At 36.3% G+C, this 22,815-nt stretch carries 20 protein-coding genes and 1 pseudogene; 14 read left to right on the forward strand and 7 right to left on the reverse strand.

What is annotated here, in order from left to right; translation table 11 throughout:
- The first annotated feature begins 88 nt into the window (after positions 1-88).
- Positions 89-250, forward strand: coding sequence for a hypothetical protein (locus AS180_RS22745; RefSeq protein ID WP_156413469.1), 162 nt, complete (start codon positions 89-91; stop codon positions 248-250).
- A gap of 54 nt (positions 251-304) precedes the next feature.
- Here the strand turns inward: AS180_RS22745 and AS180_RS16655 are convergent, their stop codons facing one another.
- Complete coding sequence (locus AS180_RS16655) at positions 305-1,681, reverse strand: YjiH family protein (protein WP_374700000.1); 1,377 nt, start codon at positions 1,679-1,681, stop codon at positions 305-307.
- Positions 1,682-1,935: 254 nt separating this feature from the next.
- Complete coding sequence (locus tag AS180_RS16660; RefSeq protein WP_025912110.1) at positions 1,936-2,370, reverse strand: Hsp20/alpha crystallin family protein; 435 nt, start codon at positions 2,368-2,370, stop codon at positions 1,936-1,938.
- 335 nt (positions 2,371-2,705) lie between these two features.
- On the opposite strand from AS180_RS16660, the gene AS180_RS16665 reads away from it, so the two are divergent.
- Together AS180_RS16665 and AS180_RS16670 are read left to right on the forward strand one after the other, a co-directional pair.
- Positions 2,706-3,104 carry a helix-turn-helix transcriptional regulator gene (locus AS180_RS16665; protein WP_025912109.1) on the forward strand — a complete coding sequence of 133 codons (399 nt, stop codon included), beginning with the start codon at positions 2,706-2,708 and terminating at the stop codon, positions 3,102-3,104.
- A 362-nt stretch (positions 3,105-3,466) separates the two neighbouring features.
- Positions 3,467-3,745 carry an AbrB/MazE/SpoVT family DNA-binding domain-containing protein gene (locus AS180_RS16670; RefSeq protein ID WP_025912108.1) on the forward strand — a complete coding sequence of 93 codons (279 nt, stop codon included), beginning with the start codon at positions 3,467-3,469 and terminating at the stop codon, positions 3,743-3,745.
- Between the two features lie 29 nt (positions 3,746-3,774).
- Here the strand turns inward: AS180_RS16670 and AS180_RS16675 are convergent, their stop codons facing one another.
- Positions 3,775-5,145, reverse strand: a complete 1,371-nt coding sequence (locus AS180_RS16675; RefSeq protein ID WP_062687177.1) for an MATE family efflux transporter — start codon at positions 5,143-5,145, stop codon at positions 3,775-3,777.
- 114 nt (positions 5,146-5,259) lie between these two features.
- On the opposite strand from AS180_RS16675, the gene AS180_RS16680 reads away from it, so the two are divergent.
- From AS180_RS16680 to AS180_RS16695, 4 genes are all read left to right on the forward strand, one after another.
- Complete coding sequence (locus AS180_RS16680) at positions 5,260-6,018, forward strand: SDR family NAD(P)-dependent oxidoreductase (RefSeq protein WP_025909168.1); 759 nt, start codon at positions 5,260-5,262, stop codon at positions 6,016-6,018.
- An 835-nt stretch (positions 6,019-6,853) separates the two neighbouring features.
- On the forward strand, positions 6,854-8,785 hold the full coding sequence (locus tag AS180_RS16685) for a lipoteichoic acid synthase (RefSeq protein ID WP_035320382.1): 1,932 nt from the start codon (positions 6,854-6,856) through the stop codon (positions 8,783-8,785).
- A 189-nt stretch (positions 8,786-8,974) separates the two neighbouring features.
- Positions 8,975-9,613: a 5-bromo-4-chloroindolyl phosphate hydrolysis family protein gene (locus AS180_RS16690; protein ID WP_025909166.1), complete on the forward strand. Its 639-nt coding sequence runs from the start codon at positions 8,975-8,977 to the stop codon at positions 9,611-9,613.
- Positions 9,614-9,626: 13 nt separating this feature from the next.
- The gene (locus AS180_RS16695; RefSeq protein WP_025909165.1) at positions 9,627-10,772 is read left to right on the forward strand and encodes a toxic anion resistance protein; all 1,146 of its coding nucleotides are present in this window, start codon (positions 9,627-9,629) and stop codon (positions 10,770-10,772) included.
- Between the two features lie 40 nt (positions 10,773-10,812).
- On the opposite strand, the gene AS180_RS16700 is transcribed toward AS180_RS16695, so the two are convergent.
- On the reverse strand, positions 10,813-11,451 hold the full coding sequence (locus tag AS180_RS16700; RefSeq protein ID WP_025909164.1) for a hypothetical protein: 639 nt from the start codon (positions 11,449-11,451) through the stop codon (positions 10,813-10,815).
- 1 nt (position 11,452) lies between these two features.
- Positions 11,453-11,971: a hypothetical protein gene (locus AS180_RS16705; RefSeq protein WP_025909163.1), complete on the reverse strand. Its 519-nt coding sequence runs from the start codon at positions 11,969-11,971 to the stop codon at positions 11,453-11,455.
- A 328-nt stretch (positions 11,972-12,299) separates the two neighbouring features.
- Between AS180_RS16705 and AS180_RS16710 the strand changes: the two genes are divergently transcribed.
- On the forward strand, positions 12,300-13,076 hold the full coding sequence (locus AS180_RS16710) for a polysaccharide deacetylase family protein (RefSeq protein ID WP_025909162.1): 777 nt from the start codon (positions 12,300-12,302) through the stop codon (positions 13,074-13,076).
- 17 nt (positions 13,077-13,093) lie between these two features.
- Here AS180_RS16710 and AS180_RS16715 read toward each other — a convergent pair whose 3' ends face one another.
- Both AS180_RS16715 and AS180_RS16720 read right to left on the reverse strand, forming a co-directional pair.
- Positions 13,094-14,569 (reverse strand): potassium/proton antiporter, encoded by a 1,476-nt coding sequence (locus AS180_RS16715; protein WP_025909161.1) that lies wholly within the window; start codon positions 14,567-14,569, stop codon positions 13,094-13,096.
- A gap of 235 nt (positions 14,570-14,804) precedes the next feature.
- The gene (locus AS180_RS16720; RefSeq protein ID WP_062687178.1) at positions 14,805-16,202 is read right to left on the reverse strand and encodes a M28 family peptidase; all 1,398 of its coding nucleotides are present in this window, start codon (positions 16,200-16,202) and stop codon (positions 14,805-14,807) included.
- A 248-nt stretch (positions 16,203-16,450) separates the two neighbouring features.
- Between AS180_RS16720 and AS180_RS16725 the strand changes: the two genes are divergently transcribed.
- The 6 genes and pseudogenes from AS180_RS16725 to AS180_RS22750 all read left to right on the forward strand — a co-directional run.
- Positions 16,451-16,819: a hypothetical protein gene (locus AS180_RS16725; protein WP_025909159.1), complete on the forward strand. Its 369-nt coding sequence runs from the start codon at positions 16,451-16,453 to the stop codon at positions 16,817-16,819.
- Positions 16,820-17,014: 195 nt separating this feature from the next.
- On the forward strand, positions 17,015-18,409 hold the full coding sequence (locus AS180_RS16730) for an L-cystine transporter (RefSeq protein ID WP_025909158.1): 1,395 nt from the start codon (positions 17,015-17,017) through the stop codon (positions 18,407-18,409).
- A 306-nt stretch (positions 18,410-18,715) separates the two neighbouring features.
- The gene (locus AS180_RS16735) at positions 18,716-20,212 is read left to right on the forward strand and encodes an aldehyde dehydrogenase family protein (RefSeq protein WP_025909157.1); all 1,497 of its coding nucleotides are present in this window, start codon (positions 18,716-18,718) and stop codon (positions 20,210-20,212) included.
- A 147-nt stretch (positions 20,213-20,359) separates the two neighbouring features.
- Positions 20,360-21,610, forward strand: coding sequence for a cytochrome P450 (locus AS180_RS16740; protein ID WP_025909156.1), 1,251 nt, complete (start codon positions 20,360-20,362; stop codon positions 21,608-21,610).
- Positions 21,611-21,709: 99 nt separating this feature from the next.
- Positions 21,710-22,375, forward strand: coding sequence for a hypothetical protein (locus tag AS180_RS16745; protein WP_062687179.1), 666 nt, complete (start codon positions 21,710-21,712; stop codon positions 22,373-22,375).
- A 210-nt stretch (positions 22,376-22,585) separates the two neighbouring features.
- A pseudogene (locus tag AS180_RS22750) lies at positions 22,586-22,815 on the forward strand (IS701-like element ISPlan1 family transposase); the annotation flags it as partial.

Raw genomic sequence — 22,815 nt, forward strand, 5'->3', positions numbered from 1 at the left:
AGCCAATGATAAACCTGAACGATTGAGAGTTTCTCACTTTTAATCGTTCAGGTTTTTTGTTGATTGTGAAAACAATGTTGGAAACAGGGTGGAATGGAGCGTAGGACACTCGACTCCTGCGGGAAAGAGAGGGAAAACTGAGATCCCGCAGCGCAGCGAGGAAGCTCAGGTTCCTCCCCGCGGAAAGCGAGTGGCCGTAGCGCAATGGAACGAACGTGTTCAGACAAACCAAAAAGATTGGAACAGCTAGTGTTCGTCTCTTAGAAGCAATCATTTTGTTATGTCCCAAACTCTTTTTTACATACTAGAACAGTAAGTTTGCTACGATAACAGCAATTGGAAGCGTAATAAGCGTACGAAGAATGAAGATGATTACAAGGTCCATAAATTTAATTGGAATCTTTGACCCTAGTAGTAAGCCACCAACTTCTGACATATAAATGAGCTGTGTGACAGACACACACGCGATAACAAAACGAGTAAGCTCACTTTCAATGCTTGATCCAATAACAGCTGGTAGGAACATATCAGCAAACCCAACAACCATAGTTTGAGCTGCCTCGGCTGCTTCTGGTACTTGCAATAAAGCTAATAATGGCTCAAAAGGTAAGCCAATCCACTTAAATAGCGGCGTATATTCTGCGATGATTAACGCAGTTGTACCAATTGTCATTACGACAGGTACAACGCCCATCCACATATCAAGGATGTTTTGAATTCCATCTTTAAAGAATGCCTTAACGCCTGTATTATTCTCTGCTCGATCCAACGCTTTTTTCATTCCCCATGAAAAGGACGTATGCTCTTTTGGAATTGTTTCGTCTGCCACGGTATGATCTTTAGCATTTTCATGATACGTATCCGGTTTTTTTGATAACGGGGGGATACGCGGCATAATAATGGCTGAAACCAACCCAATAAGCAATACCGTTAAGTAGTAAGGAATAATATATGCTTCTAGCTTTAAATATGAAAGAATAACAATTGTGAACGTAATGGATACGACTGAAAAAGTGGTACCAATTACCGCTGCTTCACGCTTTGTATAGTAACCTTCTTCATACTGTTTACTCGTTAATAATACACCAATTGTTCCATCACCTAACCATGATGCAAGACAGTCAATGGATGAACGCCCTGGCAACGTAAAAATTGGACGCATAAATTTTGTAAATAGAGCACCACATAGCTCCAATAAACCGAAATTTAAAAGAAGAGGTAGTAAAAGACCAGCAAATAAAAATACAGAGAACAATACGGGAATTAAATCATATAAAAGCGTCCCACCTGTGTTTTCCGACCAAACAGCCTCAGGTCCAATCTTAAAATAAGTTAAGATGACATATACAGCACCAACCAAGCGCGTAATAGTCCACACCCAACTAACAAGAAAAAGAGAAGATAGAAAAGGACTATTCTTTATAAAATCCGGCTTTGTTAATTTAAATAAGATTGTAAAAACAGCTGTTGCAACAACGATGATTGTCATTATTAATGGAAGCTGACTCTCAAGCATTGCTTGTACAGCATTTGCTAAAATAGCAATAGGGATGGTTAGTTCTCCCTTATAAGAAAACGGAACAATAAACAAGAAAATCCCTAGTAGAGAAGGGAGTAAGAATATCAATAAAGTTGATAAAGCAAACTTTTTTTCAGTAAGGGGTTGTTTCAATACTTTCACCTCATTATGCACATACATAGTTATTCAAAAGAAGTATGCTCAAATTCCGAAGAAATTAGAGCGGAACCTGGCTGTGTTTAAATGCATAAATCTATAAATTGATTGTATGTTTAAAACAGCAACGTTATAAAAATAACATACTTTATAAGAGAGTAAAAGTTATTAATTTAATTTAAATTTTCGGAATAAAAAGCATTTTTTGATCGCTAGCTGTATTGGGATGAAATAAAAATAAGCAGCTGTTTTACGGCTGCTTATTCTTCGTTAAACTCGATTGCAATTTGCTGGTTTACTTCTTGCTTTAAGAGTTTAATTTCTAATAACCCATTGCGATACTTAGCTTTAATTTCATTTTCTACAAATTGAAAAGGAAGTTTAATCGTACGCATAAATACACCTGTATGGCGTTCATTGATTTTCAAATGTGGTTTTGCAACTTCATAGGAGTAGGGGAGCTGACCTTGAATTGTAAGCGTGTTGAGCTCTACTTTAATTTCTACATCCTTAGCTGACTGAAGACCTGGAAGTTCAGCCACAATAATTCCTTCTTTCTCAGTTTCATATAAATCAACTGCTGGGAATTTTTTAGGGAGAAGTGTGGTAAAGTCGTTCCAAAAGTGAGTCCCTAACATTTCTTCGACTTTGTCATGTAGAGAACTCCAATCTAAATCATCAAAGTGTTTTGACATGATATTTGCCTCCTTAGTCAGTAATAAGTGATTATTTATAGAATGTTATGGGTTCATTTTATATATATGAAGGAATCATTTCTTTTTTGACATGATTTTTGAATGTTGTTCATTGGTGGTATGTCATCTTTAACGAGGCGAGATAGTTGAAGAAATCCCCTATGATGGTATATATTATAAAATAAGGAACATAAGTTCTTGTTTTAGCTGTAAAAAAAGTTTCAGACGGAGTTAAATATTTAGACTTATGTTATGAAAAGCAGGATTATGAGAGAGTAAGAAAGTATAATTATTATATAGCGATTGTCAAGTAAACTTGAAGCGGAGGTATACCTATGAGAGAAAAACGAACGTCTAGTGGGTTCCTATTAAAGCAGCGTGCTTTTTTAAAGTTATATATGATTACAATGACCGAGCAAGAACGCTTATATGGACTCAGGCTTTTAGATGTCCTGCGTGAAGAATTTCGACCGTTTGGTTTTAAACCTAATCATTCGGAAGTATATAAAGCATTACATGATTTAATTGAAGATGGTGTATTAAAACAAGTAAAAAAGAAGAAAGAAGGAATGAAGCTGCAGGAAGTAGTATATTACAAGTTTGCAGCGGGTGGAGAGGAAAAAGCAAAACTATATAAAAAGCAGCTAAAGGTAGAACTAGAAAGATGTGAGGCAATGATTCAAAAAGCCATTCGCGATAACTTTAGCGTTGTTTCAAGAGGTATTCAATCATGAATACCCCTTTTTAACTGAAAAAAAGACATTTGTAAAGAGGGAATTTCGTCCAATTCATGTTAGGAAAAGTTATATTATGGGTCAGCAGTAGTGAAAAAGATGGATTTATAGGTATAAAATGGTTTTAATACACACTTTTAACATATATGGATAGATTATTTTTTAAAGACTATGTACTATTCATAAATAAAGGTTGAATTGATATGATACAAGTTGTACATAAATTTTAAAAACAGAAATGCCTTATTTTGAGATTCAAAATCCATGTATGAGGACCAAATAAGAGCATTTTAGAACTGAGGATGTACAAGAGTTTATTGCATAAGGTGAACATTTTACATCGTACGAAAGGAATGGAGATTATGAAGTCTACAGGTATTGTAAGAAAAGTAGATGAATTGGGTCGAGTTGTAATTCCAATCGAATTGCGACGAATTCTAAATATTAATACAGGTGATCCAGTCGAAATATACGTTGATGAAGACATTATTATTCTACAGAAATATAGCCCATATGGTGCTTGTGCCGTAACTGGTGAAATTAAGAGTGATAACCTTACGTTCGCTAATGGAAATGTCGTGCTAAGTAAAAAAGGAGCGGAACGACTTCTGAACGAACTTCAACGTACTTTAAACAAATAAAAAAGAACGTCATTGGACGTTCTTTTTTATTATGCAGTTTTCGAAGCCTGGGCTGATGAAATAAAGCGCTTTTGAATCGTCTTAAGCCGATAGCTTAATCCAATCGCACCTACAGCCAAACCACTAATCAGTCCAATCCAATATCCAAAAGCTGCAAGTCCTGTATAATTTGCCAATATATATCCTAGTGGTAAACCAATTACCCAATATGAAATCAACGCCATAAAAAAGGTAATGTTCACATCTTTATATCCTCTCAGAGCCCCTTGAATCGGTGCTTGAATTGCATCCGATAATTGAAAAAAGACCGCATAAATTAAAAAATGAGTTGTTAATGCCAACACTTTGGGATCTGTTGTGTATAAAGCAGCTACTTTTTCTTTAAATAAAAATAAAAAGACTGCACCTAAAAGAGCTAAGCAAACGGCAAGTAAAATACCGATACGACTGTACATCTTTGCATCTTCAAAACGCTTAGCACCAGCTTCAAATCCTACAACAATTGTTAAGGCCATTGAAATGCTGAGCGGAATCATATACAGAAACGATGCAAAGTTTATTGCTGCTTGGTGAGAAGCAATTGTCACCGTATCATATGCGCTCATAAACAATGTAACGGCTGAGAAGATACTTGTTTCAAAAAAGATAGCAAATCCAATTGGAATGCCGATCCCAAGTATTTCTTTAAATGAAGGCCAAGCGGGTTTATAAAATGTACGAAATACCTGAAATGATTGAAAAGGATCTTTTCTGGTGATAATCCAAATTGCCACGAGCAAAATGCACCAATAAGTAATAGCCGTAGCATATCCAGCTCCAACGCCTCCAAGCTTAGGGAAACCAAATTTTCCGAAAATCAATAAGTAGTTTAACGCAACGTTAATAGGCAAGCCAAGAAGGGTAATAAACATCGATGTTCTTGTTTGACCCAGTGCATCAATAAAGTTACGTAACACGGTATAAATGAATAGAGGAAAAATACCAATTGATAACGCCACTAAGTAATCTAACGCAATCCGAGCTACGTTTGGATCTAGATTCATAGCGTTTAAAACGGGGTTTACGACAAAGAATCCAATAACAATAACAATTAAGGCCATGATAATTGAAACATATAGTCCCTGAACAACTGTAAAAGCGACATTTTTCTTTTTATCAGCCCCAATCAGCTGAGCTACAATAGGAGTTATGGACATTAAAATACCACTTAGTCCAGTAAATACAGGCATCCAAAGGCTTGAGCCAATAGCAACTCCTGCTAAATCATCTGCTCCTACACGACCCGACATCATCGTATCAAAGAAGCTCATTGAAAACATACCGAACTGCGTCATCAAAATAGGTAATAAGATAAATAAAAACTGCTTCATTTTTTCCGTTTTAGAGAATGTTTGATTCATGTTTGTACTCCTATCCGTCAAGTTCACACGAGAAAAATTATATCACGATGAGGCTTGTTTTTGCGAAAGAATAGTTAATATATTACTATTAAATAAAAACAAGGAGGCATTATAATGGATTTAAATTTAAAAGGTAAAAAGGTGCTCATAACAGGTGGAACGAAAGGGATTGGTCAAGCAATTGCTGTGCTCTTTGCAGAAGAAGGAGCAGATGTTGCGGTTGCAGCTCGAGGTGAAGATGACTTAGAGCGTTTAAGTCAGAAATTTACCAACATCCGTACATATAAAGTAGATGTGACGAAACAAGACGAGCGCATTCAATTGATTGAAAATGTCGTAAAAGATTTTCAAGGTATCGACATTTTAATTAACAATGCAGGCGGAAGCAATGGAGGGCAAGCGCTAGAAACAGATTTATCATTGTTTTATGAAGCGATGGAGCTTAATTACTTTTCTGCGGTTCATTTAAGCAAGCTTGCAGCAGAGTATATGAAAGAACGAAAAACAGGTTCCATTGTAAACATTACATCTATTTTTGGCCGAGAAAGCGGAGGTAAAGTAACGTATAATAACGCCAAGTCTGCTTTAATTAGCTTTACTAAGTCATTTGCGGATGAAATGATTTCCTATGGCATACGCGTTAACAGCATTGCGCCTGGAAGTATTCTACATGAAACGGGTAATTGGAAGAAACGGTTAGAAGAAAATCCTGAAAAAATTAATCAGTTTGTAAAAAATGAAATTCCAGCAGGTCGTTTTGGAACCGTGGAAGAAGTAGCTAACGCTGTGGTTTTTCTAGCATCTGAAAAAGCTTCGTGGATTGTTGGAGCAAGCTTAAATGTAGATGGCGGGCAGTCAAAAATGAATTTTTAATAGCAAAAAGCCTGCATTCCAGCTCTTTAATCTGAGCAGGTGTGTGGGCTTTTCATCATTATTATCCGATATGCTTTTTATTAATAGAAGGTAACTGAAAATCTTCATTAAAAATCGTATCAAATTCTTGCTTTTGATTTTTTGAGAAAAAGAAGTTATGGTGAGCAAGCTGCTCGTATTTTTTGTTGGTTTTGAAATCATTTCGTTATGGACCATCATCTTACTTTCTATATATACTTAAACGTAATTTTGTGTAAGCATATGGCGTGAAACAAAATGATTTACAACTGTTTCGTTTCAATTCTATTTGGGTAAAGAAACCGGAAGTAAAACTACTCGGTTGTTTTCTTCTTCTCGATCCTCTAAGTTATAGATGATGTACCAGTCATAACAACGACATTTAGAATAGTATTTCAATGAAAGAACAAGAAGTCCTTTTTCTTAAGAAAAAAATGGAATGGCATAAGATATAGAATTCATGGTGTCCAGCGTATTGTCAGTGTGTAGGAATGGCAAACTTAACATAATGGTGATAAAAAGCTTGAGAAAAATATAAATTGAACATAAGGATAAATTTATTTTTAAGTAGATGTTTGTACAGGCTGGGCATATAAATAGAAGAAGCAATGAACTAGTTATTTTTTCATGTTTTCAATAAAATATACAGCAAGAGTGTTGACAATTTTTTTAAAAGAGTTAAAATGTGAAAGAACAGTTTAGCTCTCTTACAGTTTTTGTAAGGGAGATTTCTTTTTACGAATTTAGACTAACATCCATCCAGATTTACGTCTAAAATAAATGAGCTCAAATTTCAAATAGATATAGAGGTGGGAATATGAAACAGCTCATGACAAACGGAAAAAACATTTTTGTTAAGCAATTACCGTTGTTTTTAGTTGCAGTATTGTTATTTTGGATTAAAACTTATGCCGTTTATCAAATTGAATTTAATTTAAGTCTTGAGAATTTTATCCAAAAGTTTTTACTATTTATGAACCCACTCGGTTCAGCAATTATCTTTTTTGCTTTTGCTTTACTATTTAAAGGGAGAGGAAAAGTACGAGCATTACTAGGTATTAACTTCTTATTATCATTTATTTTGTACGCAAACGTTGTGTACTATCGATTCTTTAATGACTTCATTACAGTACCTGTTTTAACTCAATCAAATAACTTTGGTCAATTAGGTGGAAGTGCAATGGCTTTAATTCAGCCAACAGATATTCTGTATTTCATTGACTTCTTTGTTTTAATTGCACTTATAATGTGGAAGAAGTTTGATTTACCTACAACAATTAGTAAACGTACGGTAACAAGCGTATTTTTAGTTGGGGTTCTAGTTGTAAGTGCAAATATTGCCATTGCAGAAACAGATCGTCCACAGCTTTTAACACGTACGTTTGACCGTAACTATTTAGTTAAATATTTAGGTGCATATAACTATACAGTTTATGACATTATTCAAAGCTCGAAATCGTCAGCTCAACGAGCTCTAGCTGACAGCAGTGACGTAACAGAGGTTGAAAACTACGCAAAAGCAACTTACGCTGAGCCAAATGAAGAATACTTTGGTAAAGCTAAGGATATGAACGTAATTTATATCTCACTTGAATCATTACAAACATTTATGATGGGATATGAATTAAATGGTGAAGAAGTTACGCCATTTATGAACTCACTTAGAAATGATAAAAATACGCTTTATTTTGATAACGTGTTCCATCAAACAGGTCAAGGTAAAACATCGGATGCTGAGTTTATGGTAGAAAACTCAATATTCCCATTACCTCAAGGATCAGTTTTCACAACAAAGGCAAATAACACGTATCAAGCTGGATCTGCTATTTTAGGCCAAAACGGTTATACAAATGCAGTATTCCATGGTAATGGTAAGACATTCTGGAACCGTGATGAAATGTACAAGTCATTTGGTGTTGATAAATTCTTCGACTCAGCATATTACGATATGAATGAGGAAGATACGCTAAACTATGGTTTAGAAGATAAGCCATTCTTTAAAGATTCTATGCCTTATTTAAAAGAATTAAAGCAACCATTTAGCGCAAAATTTATTACGCTATCTAACCATTTCCCTTATCCATTAGATGAGGAAGATCAAACAATTGAGCCGCATACTACAGGCGATAAATCAGTTGACCAATATTTCCAAACGTCTCGCTATTTGGATGAGGCATTAAAGCAGTTCTTTGATGATTTAAAAGCTTCTGGCTTATACGATAACACGATGGTTGTTATGTATGGTGACCACTATGGTATTTCTGAAAACCATAAGCGTGCAATGTCTGAGGTTCTTGGTAAAGATGTAGGTGACTTTGAACAAGCGCAATTACAGCGAGTACCACTATTCATTCATGCTCCTGGTCTAGAGGGTGGCGTGAAGCATACGTACGGTGGTCAAGTTGATATTCGCCCAACGGTTATGCACCTATTAGGTATTGATACGAAAGACTATATTGACTTTGGTACAGACTTACTTTCAAAAGACCACCAGGAAATCGTTCCGTTTAGAAACGGTGACTTTGTAACTCCTGAGATTACAAAAGTGGACCAAAAAGTATTCAATAATGAAACTGGTGAGCAATTACCAGAAGAAGAAGCAAAAAAATATGATAAATACGACGAACTGGTAAAACAAAAGCTTGAGCTGTCCGATAAGCTTGTATATGGTGACTTATTACGTTTCCATACCCCAGAAGGCTTTAAACCAGTAGATCGTTCTCAATATGATTACAATAAGCGTGACTAAGAAAAAAGCGAAGGCAAACATGCCTTCGCTTTTTTTATGGGAACTGAAACTTATTTGCTCTTCGTTCGTATATAACGTATAAAGGTAATTTATTTTAGAACTAGGAGTTAAATGGTATAATATTCTTATCATAATAAGTGAAACGTAACGATTTTAAACATAAATAGAGACGATAAGGAGTGAGCGGACATGAAAGTGGTGACATTTTTAAAACGATTGTTTATCGTATGGACTGTTGGTACAGCTACGATTCCAATTAGTTATTTAGGGTTTGGTGTAGGGATTGGTGATAGCATTTTATTAAGCTTTGGTACGGCTGCACTAACAGCAATATTCTTCGTTTTTAAAAGCGCTAGAATTGCATATAAAGACCCTTATAGAGAAGAACTTGCTTATATCAAGCATCAGGCTCGTGAAGCACGTAAGCAATTAAAAGTTATTAGCAGTTCTCGCTTTAAGCTAAAATCAATTCACATGTGGACAGAGCTTTCTAAGCTATATAGAGTAGGGAAAAGTATCGTTGATATGGTTGAAAAAGAGCCTGCGCGCTATAAAAGTGTTCAGCCATTTTTTACGAACTATTTGCAAGCAACGGTGACGGTTATTGAACGCTACGTATTTTTATTATCTAAACCTACAAAAAGTATTGATGTAAAAGAAAGTATTCATGAGGCTGAAAATGTGATACATGAACTGTCAACACAGTATGACCAGCTTTTAAATTCTGCACTTTCTCAAGATGTGCTAAGTTTAGATGTAGAAATGAAGGTTTTAAAACAACATTTTCAAAATGAAGAAGAATATGCGCCAATAAATCGAATGAAATAAGGGTGGGGTTTATATGAAAGAAGTGGAAAAAAAACAATCGCTAGATGAACTTTTAAATGATCCGTTTGCATCACCAACTTTGGCTACTCAGCTTGACCAACCGGTAGCTAAGCAGCTTTCAACATACAATAACTTAGCCCCTGAATACCAAGAAAAAGCACAGAAAATCGCCGAGCAAATCGATTATAAAAACCAGCAGGCTATTCTTCAATATGGAGTAGCCGCACAGTCGGAGCTTTCGCAGTTCTCTCAGTCTGTTTTACAGCATGTGCAAACGAAAGATACAGGTCCTGTTGGAGATGTGATTGCTGACTTAATGTCTAAAATACGTCAGGTGAATCCAGATGATTTCACAACGAAGAAAAAAGGATTTATCAGCAGAGTATTTTCTGGTTTGTCAAAGCCAATTCAAAATTTATTAACAAAATATCAAAGTATTAACGTTGAAATTGATAAGATTGCGGATAAATTAGAGCGTTCAAAGCAAATGCTTTATCGTGATATTACAATGTTAGATAGTTTGTATGATAAAAATAAACAGTTTTATGATGCGTTAAATATTTATATCGGAGCTGCAGAGTATCGATTAGAAACGCTTAGAAATGAAGCGTTGCCGGCACTTCAGCAGGAAGCAAAAGCAAAAAATGATTACTTGATGGCTCAGGAAGTAAATGATTTAAGCCAATTCATTAATCGTTTAGAAAAGCGCGTTCATGATTTAAAGTTAAGTAGACAAATTGCTGTTCAAAGTGCACCGCAGATTCGCTTGATTCAAGAAGTAAATCAAACGCTTGTAGAAAAGATTCAAAGTTCTATTTTGACTGCAATTCCCCTTTGGAAAAATCAAATTGTAATTGCGACTACACTGCTGCGACAAAAAGCTGCAATGGAAGCTCAGAAACAAGTATCTAAAACAACAAATGATTTATTAACACGTAATTCAGAAATGTTAAAGCAAAATACAATTGAAGTAGCAAAAGAAAACGAGCGAGGAATAGTAAATATTGAAACGCTTAGACAAACACAATCAGATTTAATTACTACGCTTGAAGAAGTATTAAAAATTCAAGAAGAAGGCCGTACAAAAAGAACAGAAGCAGAAGCAGAGCTGTATCAAATGGAAGCTGACTTGAAAACAAAGCTAATGGATTTAAAATAGACTCAAAAAGCCGAACACCTTTGTGTTCGGCTTTTTGAGTCTATAAATTTTCAATCGAATTAGCCATTTCTAAAAAGGCGTTAACATTTTCTGTTTCAACCGGAGTGAAGATGGTGAGCCGCATAGCTGGACGCTTATCAGATGCCTTCACTAAATATGAAGTAGTTCGGTTCTTGTCGTTGCTGGCTGAATGTACACTGTGGAATGAAAAAGTCTCATTATAAGACGTGACAGAGCTTTTTTGAACGTCAGTTGATACAGCTTCTAATCCTTTTAGAGCTTCTTGTTCTACCTTGTCCCAATCTACGTTATCAGGAAGAACTTCAATACGCATCCACAGCTTATCGTTAGCGTCGTAGTAAATAACATCTTTTCGTGGTTCTTCTTCTGTAAACGTATACCCTTCTAAGACATATAAAGAATATTTTTGGTTTTCACTAGTTTTTAAAAACCCCATTTTTTCTTCTTGCATACCTTCGTTTTCATACGCCATCATCTGTTCAAGAAGACGAATGGTTTGTTCATCAGATGAAGTGTCTGAGGATTCTTTTGATGTTTTTTCTTTTGGAGCTTGATCACTTGTACTATGAGAAGAATTATGGGACTTAGAGTTTTCTTGTGTTGTTCCACAAGCCGTCAGCATAATTGCTGTAAACAGAACTAACAAATATTTTTGCACACTATCTCTCCTTTAATTGAATGCTATTAATCATAGTAAACAATTCTTGTTCATCAGGTGAATGTTTTTTTATATTAGTTATAATAACTAGTATTTGTGCTTTGCTAGGAGCCTTTACGATATATAAGGCCGCTTTTTCTTGATCAGTGTAGGCTTCAAAAGCAGTAATGAGTGGCTTCTTAATATGGTGCTGATCGGCAATCATTTTAGCTTTTCCGAATTGTTCTTCAAAAGTAGATGTAGCCGTATTAACCGACGTAAGTTTATTTGCTGTATCGACTTCTAAGACTTGAATTCTCATCCAAGTATGAGGTGAATGCGTAGAGAAAATAATGTCTTTTCCTTCTTCTTCTTTTTGTAATTCATAGTCAGGTAATACATTTATTGAAAAGCCTTGATGACTGGACGTACCTTTTCTAGCGTTTTCTTGCTCACTTGCTAAAGGCAATATGTTCGTTTTTGTTTGAAGCGCACTAAGTGTAAAGATAAACAGAGCTACTATTACTATTCGATAGATCATATACAGTCTCCTTTATCTATAGTGAAATTGTCAAAATCAACCCTTCAATGAGTATAGTGTTCAATTTCTTACATTTTTCCCCATTCCATTAAAAGTAAACGCAATACGGTTGTTTTTATCGATTTGTTTTCATTTATTTGGGAGAACCTAAAAGAACATTCTAAAAAGAAAGAGAGTGGATGTCGAGTGAATCAAAAGTCGAAACAAGAGGAGTTGTCAAAGCATTCGTATGTATGCAGTGAATCATTTTTTGAGAATGACTTACGAGCCATTGTCATATCACAACTAGAGCAAGATCAAATAGAGAAACAAGAAAGAAGGTAAGCGTATGAAAAAAGGTTGTTTGCTTCTTTGCGCACTTCTCTTTTTCACAGGTGCATCGAACGGACAAGCAGCAAAGAAAAGCCGCTTTTACTATGAGAAAAAAGGTGATATTGTTTGGGAAATTCCAACAAGTGAAGAAAAGATTATTGCATTAACGTTTGATGATGGACCTGATCCAACGTATACGCCACTCATTCTAGATTTATTAAAAGAATACAATGCAAAAGCTACATTCTTTGTTTTAGGTGACCGAGTTACTCAATATCCTACAATTGCTAAAAGAGAGGTTAAAGAAGGGCATGAACTTGGAAATCATACGTATAGTCACTTAGAAGTTCGTGGTAAAGATACTGTAAAAATAGAAGGTGAGATTGAAAAGGCTGATGACAAAATTCAGCAGATAACGGGTATTAAACCCTATCTTTTTAGGCCACCAACTGGTTACTATGATGATAAAGTGGTGAAAGCAGCTAAAAATCAGCAGTATACTGTTGTATTATGGTCATGGCATCAAGACACATTTGATTGGAGAAACCCTGGTGTAGACAAAATTGTTCATCAAGTTCTGAAAAATGCAAGCTCTGGCAACATCGTTTTGTTTCACGATACAGGGGGGGATCGCACGCAAACGGTTCAAGCACTGAAACAAATACTGCCTGAGCTAAAGGAAAAAGGATATCGTTTTGTCACAATTTCAGAGCTTTTGAAGCATCATCCAAACTACGAATCGCTTTATTTAATGCAAAAGGAAAACAAAAACAAAGGCACTCCTTTAAAATAGGAGATGCCTTTGCTTTTTTAAGGGGTAGATACATCCTCTTCGAGAGAGGTTTTTTTCTTTTGGAAATATTCCGTAACGCGCTCGCGTTTCTTTTTAGAAACAAGAACGTACAGAGTATCGCCAGAAAAGATTTTAGTATTTCCGCGAGGTGTAATTAGCTTTTCTTCACGGATAACAGCCGTAATTAAAACATCTTCTGGCAAGGGAAGTTCTTCAAGTGATTTTCCAGAGATTGCGGCATCTGGAACCAGCTTTAGCTCAATCATTTCATTATTGGTTTTGCCCATCGAAACAAGTTCTAAACTGTGTGGAACCACTTCTTTTTCACCATCTGAGAAATTCAAGTAATTGGCTAACGGAGAAATGGTTGCTCCTTGTAATAACGCAGAAGTAAGAACAACGAAGAATACCACGTTAAAGATAAGTGTGCTATTTTCAAGGCCAGCCATCATTGGATATGTAGCTAGAACAATTGGAACGGCTCCTTTTAGTCCTCCCCACGAAATGAATAGCTGCTCTTTCATTGTATATTTAGTGAAAAGCATGCTGATGAAAACACCTAATGGTCGAGCAACGAGCATTAATAAAAACGACAATAAGATACCTTGCCATGTAACCTCAATAAGCTCTTTTGGAAAGACGAGTAGACCTAAAATAATAAACATAAGAATTTGCATCATCCATGCAAAACCTTCATTAAAGCGTACAATTGCATGACGATATGTTAAATGGGAGTTTCCGATAATAACAGCCATTATGTAGACAGCTAGCAATCCACTTGCTCCAATAAAAGCAGTGACGCCATATGTTAAAGCTGCTAAAGCAAGAGATAATACTGGGTAAAGACCGGATGAATCTAAATTAATGCGATTGATAATCCATACGGAAGCTTTTCCGAGCACTAATCCCATTAGTAACCCCATTCCCATTTGCCAGAAAAAGTCGAGGAAAAGAGTAAAGATAGGTGATTCAGGTGCTTGGATTAGTTCAATAATTGAAACAGTTAAGAAAATCGCCATTGGGTCATTTGAACCTGACTCTGCTTCTAGAGTTGACGTGAGCTTTTGACGAATGTTTTTAGATCCTAAAACAGAAAAGACGGCTGCAGCGTCAGTAGATCCAACGATCGCTCCAAATAATAAGCCTTCTAGCCAAGTAACATCCAAAATGTACTTTGCTAATACACCGGTTACAACAGTTGTAATTAAAACTCCTAATGTAGCAAGAGAAATAGAAGGGCGAACGACGCTTTTGACGTCGGTCCACTTTGTTTGAATACCACCATCAAATAGAATGATAATGAGAGCAATTACTCCGACACCTTGTGCTAAAAGAGCGTTGTCAAAGTAGACGTAATGACTGAGTATCATACCAACAATAATAAACAGTACGAGGGAAGGTAGACCTAAACGCGAAGAGAATTTTGCTGTTAAGACTCCCGTAACTAGAAGAATGGATAAAAGGAAAATTAAATTGTCAATCGTAAAACTCAATGATTGTTCACCTCTTTTTCATAATTAAGTTGAATTTACTTTTGAATGGATAACGGATGAAAAGCTGCTAATAAACGTCAAATTCATTATATTCCTCCTTATAATAACCAAATCTACAGCAAAAAGAAGCTGTATCAATAAAAGTATACCATAATCGTCAGAATAGAAGAGATTATTATGCTTCAGTATTTTTTAATAAAAAAGAACCCGGTTGTATAACCGAGTTCTCTCATTATTATTTAAGATCTTGCTGGTAATAAAGCTCAGGTGCTTTAAATGGTTTTCCTTTTTGTGTTTTTGGTCCTGTATGATCTGGTCGAGCCCGATCATACACGGCAGTTCCCACAATTTCAGCGACATCTTGAAGTTTTTCTTTACTAATTTTGTCAATGCTATCTTCTGGTGTATGGTACCATGGTTCAGCTGGATCATGGATAAATAGTGCAGCAGGAATGCCTGCTTCTGCAAACGGAACATGATCACTGCGTCCACCCTCTGAATATGGAGTAGCCGCACCATTTAGGCGCAAGCTTGACGCCTGAGCTAATTTTGTTACAAAGTTAGCTTTTCCATCTGCTGTTTTTAATACTAAATCACCAGCATCGCGGCTCCCAACCATATCTAAGTTAAACATACCAACGATACGATCTTTCTCATCATGAGATAAACCATCCACGTACTCTTGAGAACCAATTAAGCCAAGTTCTTCAGCTCCAAACGTTACAAAGCGTAGCTCCGTATCTGTTGGTAGAGACTTTAATACGCGAGCTAATTCAATGACCATTGCTGTTCCAGATGCGTCGTCGTTTGCACCAGGCGCACCCTCAACTGAGTCATGATGAGCCCCAATTACGATGATATCATCCGTGTTGCGTTTTTTTTCAGTTGGTGATTTTGTTGCGGTTACGTTATATGAAATACGCTCACTAACTTCAGCACCTTCAATATTTACAGTAGCTGTTAGATTGCCTGCTTTTATTTTTTCAAGAAGCTGTTCACCCTCCGCTTTTGGTAAAGCTACAGCTGGTACATAACCATCATTAGCTCCACCAAGCGTCCCGTTTAACTCACCGTCAGCATTATTATAAATAATAACGGCTTTGGCTCCTTTTTCAGCTGCATTTAATACTTTTTCACCAAAGCTAATAGAGCCACGTTGAATCAGTGCAATTTTGCCTGTCAAGTCTTGATTCGTTAACTCTTCTTTTGTTCCAAGGCCAGCATCAACAACTTCAGCGCTTACATTACCGTTTATGCTATATGTGAAAGCGCTAGGTGAATAGCTTGTCCCATCAGCTGAAAGTTCAACTTTAGATGCTTCTGTATAGCCAACGAATGTAAATGGCTCGACGTTTGCTTTATAACCAAATGATTTTAATTTCTTTTGAATATACCAAGCTGCTTTATGTTCAGCTGCAGTTCCAGCTACGCGAGGCGTTTTTGCTAAATATTCAATATCATTGTAGATGTTATCTACATTAATTTTGTTGAGCACCTTTTTATCTACCGCATTGTAAGCTTGACTCGCTGAAGCCTGAGTAGCAGGAGCAGCTGCAGTATATGTACTAGATATTGAAAGGGCTAAGCTTGTTGCTAAAGCAACGGATACAATTGTCTTTTTTGTTCTTTTCATTGTGTTCCTCCTTTGGGAAATTATAGATACAACTTAAAATTTATAATATTCCCAAAAATAAAAAAAGGGTAAATATTCCTATTTAGTTTGAATGTTTTAAGGTAAAATGCTATTTTTTATGTCTGAAATTATAAAATTGAGAAGAGGTTGTAAAAGAAAAGTAATCAAACCGTTATCGAATTCTTATTGATAAAGTTTCATGGACATGATGTAATAAAAGAAATAAGTGAAGCAGGAAGGGTAAAAGAATGAGAGATGCATGTCAAAAGATTATATTGCCATATACGCCTGAGAATCTAAGAATGTTACTGTTACAAGTTTGTGATGATGAAAATATGTTTTCGCATCAAGAGCTCGCTTATTGGTGTGATAAATTTACGTTACATTATTATGAATACGATGCAGATGAAAAGCAGTGGATGAGTGATATGCAACAACCTGATGCGCGCCAAGACTTGGCAAGGTCGTATGCCATTGCAAAAGATATTGGTTGGCAGTGGTATTATTATATGTCAAGGGGGACAACGCTGTCTGATATACAGTATACAGATTTACACTACTTAGAGCTCCCAAAGCATTTATTTGTTAGATGGCTAAACGAACTGTATGAAATGTAAATACATATGCGAAACATCCCGTTACAAAGGGATGTTTTTTTGTATGCTAAAGCTTTAACGATGATAAATATAAAAATTGGCGAGCAATTAGAGTGAAAAATCGTAAAAAACACAAAAACCGAGTTGACTTATTGGAATTCTTATAATATAAATAAAGGAGACTTATATTTGGAAAGTGTTGTAGGAGGAATTATTTTGACTTTATTATTAGTTATTCTTAACATCATTATCATGCTGGCATTAATCGCTGGTTTATATATGATGCAAAAAAAATACGTTTCATTTTCAAAGCGTGTATTCACTGCTCTAGGACTTGGAATTGTATTTGGATTTGCTCTTCAATTGGTATATGGACCAACTTCAGAAGTGACAGCTCAAACATCAGATTGGTTTAGTATTGTTGGTAGCGGTTATGTGAAATTTCTTCAGATGATCGTTATGCCACTTGTGTTAGTTTCGATTGTGGCCGCATTCACTCGCTTAAAATTAACGAGTAACATTGGGAAAATCAGCGGTTTAATTATTGGGATTTTAGTTGGAACAACAGCCATTGCAGCAGCAATTGGGATTGTGACAACAACGGGATTTAACTTAGAAGCTGTTCAGATTGAACAAGGAGCAGCTGAAACCGAGCGTGGAGCAGCATTAGAGGAGAATTTGTCAGGAATGCAAGCCCAAACAATTCCACAACAAATCATTGAATTGTTGCCTGCGAATCCATTTTTAGATTTAACAGGAGCACGACCAACTTCAACAATCGCAGTGGTTATTTTTGCTGCATTTATCGGAATTGCTTATTTAGGCGTAAAGCGTAAAAAGCCAGAAGAAGCAGCTCTTTTTTCAAAGGTTATTGATATGATTTATGCAATTGTAATGCGCGTTGTTACATTAATTTTACGCTTAACGCCATATGGTGTATTAGCCATCATGACAAAGACAATCGCTACGAGCGATATTGATGCTATCGTGAAGCTTGGTAAATTTGTTATTGCGTCTTATGTAGCGTTAGGAGCAATGTTTGCTGTTCACTTACTTTTACTAACGCTTGTCGGTGTTAACCCGATTATGTATGTAAAAAAAGCATTTCCAGTTTTAACATTTGCTTTCACATCTCGTACAAGTGCAGGGGCTTTACCGCTAAATGTGAACACACAAACGAGACAGCTTGGCGTTCCAGAAGGAATTGCAAACTTCGCAGGGTCATTTGGTTTATCAATTGGTCAAAATGGATGCGCGGGTATTTATCCAGCAATGCTAGCCGTTATGATTGCACCAACAGTTGGTATTAATCCTTTATCACCATCGTTTATTGCCACACTAATTGCTATTGTAGCTATTAGCTCATTTGGAGTAGCAGGTGTTGGTGGAGGTGCAACATTCGCGGCACTTCTTGTTTTATCTGCACTAGACTTACCAGTTGCACTTGCAGGACTTCTTATTTCAGTAGAACCTCTGATCGACATGGGGCGTACAGCATTGAACGTCAGCGGAAGTATGACAGCAGGTGTTATAACAAGTAAAGTAACAAAAGAATTAGATACAACAGTTTATAATGATAAAACAATTTCGCCTGAAACGGCAGAAGCATAAAAAAGCTGGGACATAAGTATTTCGGTCAATGATTTATCCGAACTATCGTGAGTTAACTACTTTCGATAGCTCGGATATTTTTTTGTTTGGAAAACATTTTGAACGAACTTGTTCTTACAGCTTAACGATTGTAGAAACGTCATGATCGGTCTTTGAGAAGGAAACATTTAATTATGTCTCACTCTCTTTCTTTGTGAGAAGATTAAAATTTCTAAATAATATGACATATCGGTTGATTTTTTTGAAAAGGGTAGTGTAAACTAATTATTGGTAACGCTTTCTAAAATTGAAGGAGGTATGGATTTGATGCAAAATATTGGAGCAAAACAAGTTGAAGTAAGTCCAAAACTGAAGCAATTTTTACAAGGTGTAAAGAAGCTTTATATTAACGGTGAGTGGGTGGAGTCGGCATCTGGAAAGACGTTTGAAACAGTAAACCCTGCAACTGGTGAAAAGTTAGCAGATGTAGCTGAAGCAAATGCTGAAGATATTGACCGTGCTGTGTTAGCAGCTCGTGAAGCTTTTGATAAAGGACCGTGGACAAAAATGTCTGCAGCGGAAAGAAGTCGTTTGATTTATAAGCTTGCTGACCTCATGGAAGAACACAAACTTGAACTTGCTCAATTAGAAACGCTCGATAATGGGAAACCAATTCGTGAAACATCAAATGCAGATATTCCTTTAGCTATTGAACATTTTAGATACTATGCTGGTTGGACAACAAAAATTGTTGGACAAACTATTCCTGTACAAGGAGCATACTTTAACTATACGCGTCATGAACCACTAGGAGTGGTTGGGCAAATTATCCCTTGGAATTTCCCGCTGCTCATGGCAGCATGGAAGCTGGGTGCTGCGTTAGCTAGCGGTTGTACAATTGTACTAAAACCAGCAGAACAAACGCCTTTATCAGCTCTTTATCTAGCAGGTCTTGCTGAGGAAGCGGGCTTTCCTAAAGGAGTGCTAAATGTCGTTCCAGGTTTCGGTAAAACAGCAGGTGAACCACTTGTTAATCATTTGCTTGTAGATAAGATTGCCTTTACGGGATCAACTGCGGTTGGAAAGTCGATTATGAAGCAAGCGAGTGAAACTTTAAAGAAAGTTACGTTAGAGCTTGGAGGTAAATCTCCAAATATCATTTTACCTGATGCAGATTTATCAAAAGCTGTTCCAGGAGCATTGGCGGGTGTAATGTTCAACCAAGGACAAGTTTGTTGTGCGGGAAGTCGGTTATACGTACAAAAAAAATTATATGATAATGTAATAGCAGACTTAGTGGCACAGTCTAAGGTGATTAAACAGGGTAATGGATTAATAGAAGATACAACGATGGGCCCGCTTGTGTCTGCACAGCAGCAGAAGCGAGTCAAATCATATATTGATAAAGGTGTAGAAGAAGGAGCTGAAATCTTAACAGGAGGTTCGCTGCCGTTTGAAAAAGGATATTTTGTGGAACCAACAATCTTTGCTGATGTTGATCATTCCATGACAATTGCACGAGAAGAAATCTTTGGCCCTGTTGTTGCAGCGATGCCTTTTGATGATTTAGATGATTTAATTGCCAAGGCAAACGATACGACATATGGATTGGCAGCGGGCGTTTGGACGCAAGATTTGAAGAAAGCTCACTATGTAGCTCACGGTATCAAAGCCGGAACAATCTGGGTGAACTGCTACAATGTATTTGATGCAGCTAGTCCGTTTGGTGGATATAAACAGTCTGGAATTGGAAGGGAAATGGGTAGCTATGCGCTTGATAACTATACAGAAGTAAAAAGTGTATGGGTTAATATGGAATCTTAAAAACAATTTCAGAAACATTAGCATATCTATTTGTGAAAAAGAGTAGTCTTTAGTGGACTACTCTTTTTTATTATACGTTGCATAAACCATCTAGTATTTTGCGGAAGTAATTAGTAACTACTAATTCCATAGAAAGAAGTGATGCGTATGAAAGGAATACAGGGTCCGTCGACTTATCGTATGACAGGCCATTTGAAAGATTTTCAAGAAAATCCGCTTTTGTTTTTACGACATCTTAGTGAATACGGCGAGGCAACAAGCTTTCGGCTAGGTCATCGACGATGTTACTTAACAACGAATCCGCAAATGGTAAAAGATATTGTTTTCACAAATGCCAATAGTTTTGTGGATGTAGGGATTAAAAATGTTGTTCGAACACTACAGGTTCACGACTTATATGAATTTAATTTTTCAACGGGGGTGCCAAAAGTCAAGGGTTCCTTTGTGAAAAAACATTTTTCTACCTTTCGAATTGAGCATCGTACGATCGTGCAATCCCATATATCTTTATGGGAAAGTGGAGATTTAAAAGTCTTCAATGAAGAAGTGCAAGATTTGGCGCTCTGTTTATTAGCACACAGCTTTTTTGGCGTAGCCAACAAGCATGATTTGACAGGACACTTACGAAAACTGGCTGAGTTGCGGACTAAGAGACATCAACCTTCGATGATAAAGGTGCCGATCCCAAAGCTTGGAAAGCGAAATCCAATAGAGGCACACGCTATAGCGGGTGTTTTTTCATGCCTTCAATCTCTTTACAATCACAGGTCAACTTGTGAACAAAATAATGTTTACAATGTACTTGATAATGAAAGTGAAGGTGACATTCTTCAGCGATTCTTTATTACGTACGACTTAATTCGCAATGCATGTAGTTGGCTGATGTATACGTTTTGTGAGCATCAGGATATTCTACGACATATCCAGTTGCTAAAAGGTCAGGAGCAAGATGAATATATGCGTATGGTTATTTTAGAGTCGCTGAGGCTCTATCCTCCGATTTGGTTATTTGGTAAACAAGCGGTAGAAGCTGTTCAGGTGGATAACTATCTCTTTAAAAAAAATGAAACGATTTTTATTAGTCCTTATAGCCTCCATCGTAATGAAGCTTATTTCTTAGAGCCTAATGAGTTTTTACCTGAGCGTTTTTGTTTAGATTTAAATGTCGATATACCACAACACCTTTACTTACCGTTTGGCATGATTGCAGAAACCGAAGCTCAAGTGGAATATGTTATGACCATGGTAAAAGCTATTACCCTCCCGTTAGTAACATCATTTAATATAAAAAAAGTGCGGTCCATTATTCATCCAAAAGGAGAGATTTTATTGGAGATGAAAGAGCCTTTTTCTATTGTTGTGACAAAAGACAAATCACCGATAGTAACCTCGTTATAAGATGCTTTTTCATTATTGATATATGAACGTATTGACATTAAACTCATTGAAATCTATCATTAAGTGCATCTATTATGAAAGGTACAGATAGAGGAGCTTATGGATAAACTACCCAATCAATTTATTGAACTTATTGAAACATCCTTATTGCCTAACTTAATTATTAAAAGTGAAAATGAACATGACCCTGTTATAGTCGAATATGTACCTGGTGAATGGATTTTAATTGGAAAAGGCAACTATGCAGCCGTTTTTTATCACCCTTTATATGAAGGTCTAGTAGTGAAGGTATACGGTCGGTCATTTGAAGAGGTAAAAAAAGAAGCAAATGTCTATAAGAAATTAGGAAAACATCCTGCTTATTCTCAGCTTTATTATTATACAGATCACTACTTAATTCTAAAGAGGCTGCAAGGCATTACACTATATGAAGCTGTTCAAAAGCGCGTTATAATTCCGTTAACGGTTATAGATGATGTAAATGACGCATTAGCTTATGCTAAATCAAGAGGGCTCAATCCCTTTGATGTTCATGGGAAAAACGTAATGATGAAGGAAGGGCGCGGATACGTAGTTGATATTTCTGATTTCTATAAAAAAGGCATTGATAAAAAGTGGACGGATTTGGTGAAAGCTTATCACAAAATCTATGTGCCTATTATAAAAAAGTACCATCTTGCTATTTCACCATCTTTATTGAATCTAACAAGACACGTCTATCGTTTGTATCGCAAAGTGAAAAATAAATATAAAAAATATGTATGAAGGCTTTCTGCTCTTGGTTCATCACTAAAAGCAGAAAGTCTTTTTATAATGAAATTGCTATCTTATGCAGGTCTTTAAATCCTTACTGATAATGAGTAAATTCAGTTCAAAATATTTCCATCTTATAAAATAAAAAAGACAAATACGCAAACCTGGTTTAGAATGAAAGCTCTGACCCAATCATCCATCCAGAGGAGCGTTATTTGTCCAATGAATAGACTATCACATCAAGAAGAAATCTACAATGGCTTAATAAAATGGAAGCTGCCCTTTTATTTCTCAAAACCTGTCATCAACCACTTAACCCACTTTATAGATGGGATGTTGAGTGTGGGGTTTACAGGTAAACTAACGGAAATTCATTCGTTTAGTCATCAAAAGAAACATCGTACGACTCTTGGCCATTTCTTGAAAAAAGGTTCATGGAATGAAGGCTACCT

The sequence above is a fragment of the Priestia veravalensis genome, from assembly GCF_001457055.1.
Classification (GTDB): Bacteria; Bacillota; Bacilli; order Bacillales; family Bacillaceae_H; genus Priestia; species Priestia flexa.